The sequence below is a fragment of the Parabacteroides faecalis genome (assembly GCF_022809355.1).
In the GTDB taxonomy this organism is placed as follows: domain Bacteria; phylum Bacteroidota; class Bacteroidia; order Bacteroidales; family Tannerellaceae; genus Parabacteroides; species Parabacteroides faecalis.
This window is the reverse complement of sequence record NZ_JAKZMM010000095.1, coordinates 1-5,407: the sequence shown is the minus strand read 5'-3', so window position 1 is coordinate 5,407 and position 5,407 is coordinate 1. Positions and strand designations below refer to the sequence as shown.

At 45.4% G+C, this 5,407-nt stretch carries 8 protein-coding genes; all 8 read left to right on the top strand.

Annotation, left to right across the window (positions count from 1 at the left end):
• A partial coding sequence (locus MUN53_RS18140) for a hypothetical protein (protein ID WP_243326824.1) occupies positions 1 to 274 on the top strand: 274 nt, incomplete at its 5' end.
• Positions 271 to 684 (top strand): retropepsin-like aspartic protease, encoded by a 414-nt coding sequence (locus MUN53_RS18135; protein ID WP_243326822.1) that lies wholly within the window; start codon positions 271 to 273, stop codon positions 682 to 684. The genes MUN53_RS18140 and MUN53_RS18135, both read left to right, overlap by 4 nt.
• A gap of 4 nt (positions 685 to 688) precedes the next feature.
• Positions 689 to 1,816 carry a hypothetical protein gene (locus tag MUN53_RS18130; protein ID WP_243326821.1) on the top strand — a complete coding sequence of 376 codons (1,128 nt, stop codon included), beginning with the start codon at positions 689 to 691 and terminating at the stop codon, positions 1,814 to 1,816.
• A gap of 29 nt (positions 1,817 to 1,845) precedes the next feature.
• Positions 1,846 to 2,145, top strand: coding sequence for a hypothetical protein (locus tag MUN53_RS18125; protein WP_243326820.1), 300 nt, complete (start codon positions 1,846 to 1,848; stop codon positions 2,143 to 2,145).
• Positions 2,142 to 2,525 (top strand): hypothetical protein, encoded by a 384-nt coding sequence (locus tag MUN53_RS18120; RefSeq protein WP_243326818.1) that lies wholly within the window; start codon positions 2,142 to 2,144, stop codon positions 2,523 to 2,525. Before MUN53_RS18125 ends, MUN53_RS18120 begins: the two co-directional genes overlap by 4 nt.
• Positions 2,526 to 2,534: 9 nt before the next feature.
• Entirely contained in the window at positions 2,535 to 2,825 is a 291-nt protein-coding gene (locus MUN53_RS18115) for a hypothetical protein (RefSeq protein ID WP_243326816.1), read from the top strand.
• A complete protein-coding gene (locus MUN53_RS18110) occupies positions 2,822 to 3,016 on the top strand; it encodes a hypothetical protein (RefSeq protein WP_243326803.1) in 195 nt (64 codons plus the stop codon). Before MUN53_RS18115 ends, MUN53_RS18110 begins: the two co-directional genes overlap by 4 nt.
• On the top strand, positions 2,997 to 4,988 hold the full coding sequence (locus tag MUN53_RS18105; RefSeq protein ID WP_243326814.1) for a hypothetical protein: 1,992 nt from the start codon (positions 2,997 to 2,999) through the stop codon (positions 4,986 to 4,988). Before MUN53_RS18110 ends, MUN53_RS18105 begins: the two co-directional genes overlap by 20 nt.
• Positions 4,989 to 5,407 lie beyond the last annotated feature (419 nt).

Genomic DNA, 5,407 nt, shown 5'->3' with positions numbered 1-5,407 from the left:
ATTAGGGCGTGTAAGGATCGGTATGTCAGCGCAGCAGGTCAAGATATACTATCCCGAACTTGTATTTACTGAATCGGATGGTTACTACTCGATGGACTACGTAAGTATGTCGGCGGTACTTGTAGGTGGCATGCAAGAACTATATACCCGATTCCTTCCAGTTGAGAACAAAGTAAAGATATTGGAAAGCCGGGTACAGAACTTGCAGCTTCGGCTGGATAATGCTTACCGTGAGATATTCGAACTTAAACAACAGATGGGAGGTGCGGCATGATATCAATGATTCTTTCTCTGATTATCCTGATTCTTTCAGACAGCCGTCCGCTGGTGGAAGTTGAGATCAATGGCCGTCCGGCAGTGATGCTTGTTGATACGGGGAGTAGTGCTGGATTGATAGATATTAATCAGATGGATGAATACGGCTTTTCACTGATGGCTAAAACAGATATGGTAATAAGTTCTATCGGTGGAAAGCGATGTGAATCTTACCGGGTTCGTGATCTATGGGTGCGATTGGAAGGAATAGACATATATCAGTTCCTTGCTACTGACATCTCGCTAATTGCAGAATCTATACATAAGGAAACCGGCTATCGGATAAGTGGAATTATAGGTTACAAGCAAATTCGGAACACAAAGATAAAGATCGATGCCTGTAATAATATGATAACAATAGGAGATTAAGGATATGGCTATTATAACCAAGAAAAATATTGATATGGCGCAAATAGCATGTACGGTTGGAGCTCCCAAGCAGTCGACCATACTTGTTAAAACCAGTAATGGCGTAGAAACAAGGACGGTTACTACACTAGAGAACAGCCTTTACCGTTGCTGCACCCGTTCCAAGGTTGGCGGGTCTAGCGGATATGCCTTTAAAATCCCGGAAAACGGATATACGAGGAACGATGGCGAACTGATAGACGGCGCAGAACCGTATTGGAATATATGGAGTGGTATGTCACCCGGGCAGTGGGATATTAAGCTGCCGGACAGAACGCTGTACTTGCGCCTTAGACGGGATACACCCAGTTCAAAAGAATATTCCTGTAAGAAAGGCTTTTTTGCAGGCTATAATCCGGCAGCCAGGAAACCGTACCTGTTCCCTGAGGGAAGTACCATATATGTACCGCAGAATCAAGTATCCATCGTGGTTGGTATAACTATATTCTGGGATTTCGGTGAAATAGACTGGACCGTACCATGTGGGAATTATACGCATATACATATAATGGCCGCAAGGGAATTATACTATGCCTATCCGGTTATTGACGAATACATAGCAATCGAAGATTACAACATATTAGGCCATTACACGGTAGAAACGACACAAGGTGCTCTTGGCGGAATACCGGAAGGTGGAAAACTGTATTTCTGGGGAGAGTTTTCTATGGGTGAAGGAAACAAGATATGTGATTTCCCAACTACTTCTTACGGGATTATTCATTGGGGTGAATATTGGGCAAAGAACGTACTTGGTGATATTACGACAGTCATACAATCAACACCCAATTACGTTCCGGCAACGAATTACACGGTTACTTCGAAAGAAATGACTGACGCTGATACAACGACCCAGAATGTGCGATTTAACTTGATGAAGACAGGGAATGATAGCCGTGAGATTGATACGTCAAGAAGTTATATCCGGTGTAAATGGAGGGATAGAAATGACTGGCAGGACTGCCCTGCTTATAAGATAGAATTGCCACCGGAAGTAAATCTGACACGTACACAGTATTGTACGCTGCCTGTTAGACCAGGTATTGATCAAGAGTTTATTATTGATATACAGTTAGTACTAGTATATAAATGATTTTTACAAGTAATTTAAATTTTATGCTTATGGAATTAAAAACAGTTTTTTCAGAAAAACGAACAACGGCGAGAGTCCAGATCCAAGGGGAAAATCTCCTTATTCAAGGACAGGCCGTATATGGCGGAAATCCTAATGACATTAAGATGGAAAATGGTCGGATTTTTAAGGTCGGGAATTTAGACAAACAGATTGGAGACAGTTTCGTTAATCAACCTAATAGCGTACAGATATCATTTTATGATATAGAAGATATTACGTTGATGGCAGAAGCTTCTACTCTTTTAAAACAGATTTATGACGATATTAAGCAGGAGGTAACAGCATGAAAAAAGGCGAGATCGTAATTATCAACAGCATCTTTGGGGGCGAAATTCGCCTTCCGAAGATGAAAGGAGAAGATTTGTACAAGGTACTGACAGCTAAATCAGAAATCTCTTCGATTGTAGAAGAGATCCAAAAGAAGGCTGAAGAACTGAAGAACGGCACCAAGCCGGAATCCGTAGATCCGATGAACTTCCGGGAAGACGATCCGGATGTGATCGAATGGAAGAAGCAGTTTATCCCGATGCAGAACAAACTCTATAACGAAGAGTACGAAGGTAAGTTCCCAGATCCATGTATTCCCCGTGACGCATTCCCGGATATGATCGTAGGCATGTCTGCCGGTAACGCGGAATTATTATTGAAGTATTTGGTGGTTAAATAAGTAAGAATTATGGAGGCAAGAGAATTACAGTTTTCCCAGCAAGGGAAAGAATGGGTAGCGGAAGAGACTGTAAATAACGACTACTCATTGCATTTGGAGAGAAAGAAAGGAGGTTATTTTCATATCTCGCAGCGGAGTTCAGACACCGGGACATTTGTCCCTTGTGCCTTGCCTCCCTGGTTGGAAAGGACAGGCCAGTTTATAGATCATTCTTTCGGTCATGGTGTCTATCCCATGCACATTAGGATTGTGAGTGAGACAGAGGTGACAATGGGAACAATCAGGGAGGCAGAATCATGAAACTGAATTATATCCTGCTGAACGTACTGGTTCTCGGTCCGGCACCGCTCAATGCGCTCGGCACCGGTAATGGTAAGTTCGGTAAATCAGAATCACATCCCCCGCATGTCCTGTTGGAAGATGGAGGAAGTGTATTAATGGAAGATGGTGGAATGGTAATATTGGAAGAATATGGAGAAGGAGAAGGATAAGAAAATAAGTGAACTTGGCAAGTTGGAAACTGTCACAGGCGAAGAAGTTGCCTTGGTGGAGAAAGGGAAGAAGAACTATGGCCTTCCCATGTCATTGCTGGCGAAGGCGAGTGACATTGAAGACGTGAACAGGAGTATCGAGGGCATCCGGTCTGATATATCGGATCTTCAAATACAGGACAACTACGGCGTGGCTAGCTGGTCCGAGGATGACCTTGCTCCGGAATGTACCGGTTTCTTTGGCAGTTGGGAGTTCCTGAACAAATGGAACGTGTATTTGCTTGATACGACCGATAATGCCGGAGAGACGACAACCCCAGTTGGCAAGCTGATGCGTAATAACCTGTTCCGTTTCGAGGACGGTAGTTTTGCGCCGACTGTCGGTATCACAGAGGAAATGCGAGCAGAATGTGACGTTGAGTTGTATTTGGACGAGGCGCACCAGCAGAAGTATTGCGACGCTGGGGCGTTCAACGCTGAAACGTTCTATAATGAGCATGGCATGGCGAAGCTCTACAATGCTGAAGGTGTCGAGGTCCGTGTATTACGTCCGTGGGAGACAACCGAGACCAAGTACACGATCGGCATAGGCCGGGATGATACTGTATACTTGTTGGATAGTCTGAAAGGGAAATCCGGCCGTATCTGGAAGGGCCTGTTCGCCACTCCGACGGTATGGGACGGCATAGACGTAAGCGATTATCCGCTACCACCGACGGCGATGTCACCCAGTCCGGTGTGTACGATAGGTGATAAGCCAAGAAGTTTCTTCTACCTGTATGAAGGGGAGAAGAACTGCCAATCATCGGCAGGCCAGAGTAATATGTGTACGATGTTCCAGGTTGGCCGTACCTATCCCCGTACAAATGACATGAACCAGGTAACGAATATGCAGCGTGCCCGCTCGATGAACGCCGATACGAGCCGTTCCTATCCGTTCTCCGAGGGCGGATTTCATGCCTTGAATACCTATGTGACGGCGCAAGAGGTTCTCTATGGAACGAAATACCTTCATAAGAACACGTTTTTCGGTAGTGGCATATCATCAAACGATAGCTGTGACAGCGAGTCTACATGGAAGCAGAACGGAGGCGTAAGATACAAGTTGAGTAGCAGTGGCACATGGAAGTACGCTACATGGAGTACTCAGGGAGACATCTATTATGCGGCAGATCAGAAACGTACCAATTTCACTACGCTGTTGAATTTGGAGCATCCTAAAGAGCAATGTATGGAGAGCCAGATGGTCGCCTCATTCGCTTGCGAGACGGGTATCCAACCAGGTGTCGAGTTTGAGTTCTATGGCGGTACGTATTGGTATGAGAATGTTCCGAACGCATCCGGTCTGTCAGAAGGGGGCATGAATGTCCGTGTGTTCAAGCGGATGAGTACGACGTTTAACGCTTATGACTCTGCAGGTGCAGAACAAAGCTGGGATGTAGAAATAATCCTTCGAATGTCCTTGATTGGTGGTATGAATTTGTCCGGTGACATATTTGCTTATTGGGGCGGAGGGTTAGAGAATGTCGGCACATGTGCCGTTGACACTAACACGTCCCGAGTAGGTAATCCTGTTGATATATACGTTGAACCAGATCAGAAGAAATGGCATAACGAAACCACTATAACGAAATCGGATAAAGGAGTATTTGATTTCGAATTCCAATACAAGCAGCTTGGTACATATCCAAATCTCGGAAATAATTATGCCTTAAAACGTGCGCCTTATTCCTGCTGGAAGACGGAGAAAGGGGGAAGTATCAGCACAGGCGAGTGTTTTTATGTTTATGATGATAATTTCTGGAGCAGTGTTCTAAATGCCCGAGCCCGAATCGGCCTGCGTTTTCGCGGCTATGCTACTTATGGCATTTGTTCCGCGCGTATTGTGTCTGCGTCCTACGCCGCCTCTTATACGTACCGCTCTTATGCCGGGTCTGCCCAAGCCTTGATAGCAGGCGCAGCCCCGCTGTAAGCGGAATGAAGGGGCTGCAAGCCCCGGCCAAATGTTGGAAAACATGAAAAAAGGAGTAAAAAGGAATGAAAAAAATATCGAAATTTGGCGTTGAAAAATCCTGCCGTCTTGCGGCAAGTCCGGCACTGGGACCGCGACCTCCGAACCGCAAAAGACAGGTTGAAAGAATGGATGGAAGGCCGGCCTGCGTTTTCGCGGCAATGCTAATAATGGCAATTGTTCCGCGCGTAATGTGAATGCGAACAACGCCGCATCTAATACGAACCGCAATTATGCCGGGTCTGCCCAAATCGGAAAAAGAAAAAGACACCCCCTTCCATTCATGTCCAGGAGTGACGAAAAAATAAAAGACAACGCACATGTTCCAGAAAAGGATGAGATGTGTAGTAGCGTCAAGGCGCTACTTAAATGCCCGGCTT

What these genes read in the sequence shown, in the direction of transcription:
- MUN53_RS18135 (WP_243326822.1), top strand. Translation starts at nt 271, where the DNA reads ATGATATCAATGATTCTTTCTCTGATTATCCTGATTCTTTCAGACAGC.
- MUN53_RS18130 (WP_243326821.1), top strand. Translation starts at nt 689, where the DNA reads ATGGCTATTATAACCAAGAAAAATATTGATATGGCGCAAATAGCATGT.
- MUN53_RS18125 (WP_243326820.1), top strand. Translation starts at nt 1,846, where the DNA reads ATGGAATTAAAAACAGTTTTTTCAGAAAAACGAACAACGGCGAGAGTC.
- MUN53_RS18120 (WP_243326818.1), top strand. Translation starts at nt 2,142, where the DNA reads ATGAAAAAAGGCGAGATCGTAATTATCAACAGCATCTTTGGGGGCGAA.
- MUN53_RS18115 (WP_243326816.1), top strand. Translation starts at nt 2,535, where the DNA reads ATGGAGGCAAGAGAATTACAGTTTTCCCAGCAAGGGAAAGAATGGGTA.
- MUN53_RS18110 (WP_243326803.1), top strand. Translation starts at nt 2,822, where the DNA reads ATGAAACTGAATTATATCCTGCTGAACGTACTGGTTCTCGGTCCGGCA.
- MUN53_RS18105 (WP_243326814.1), top strand. Translation starts at nt 2,997, where the DNA reads ATGGAGAAGGAGAAGGATAAGAAAATAAGTGAACTTGGCAAGTTGGAA.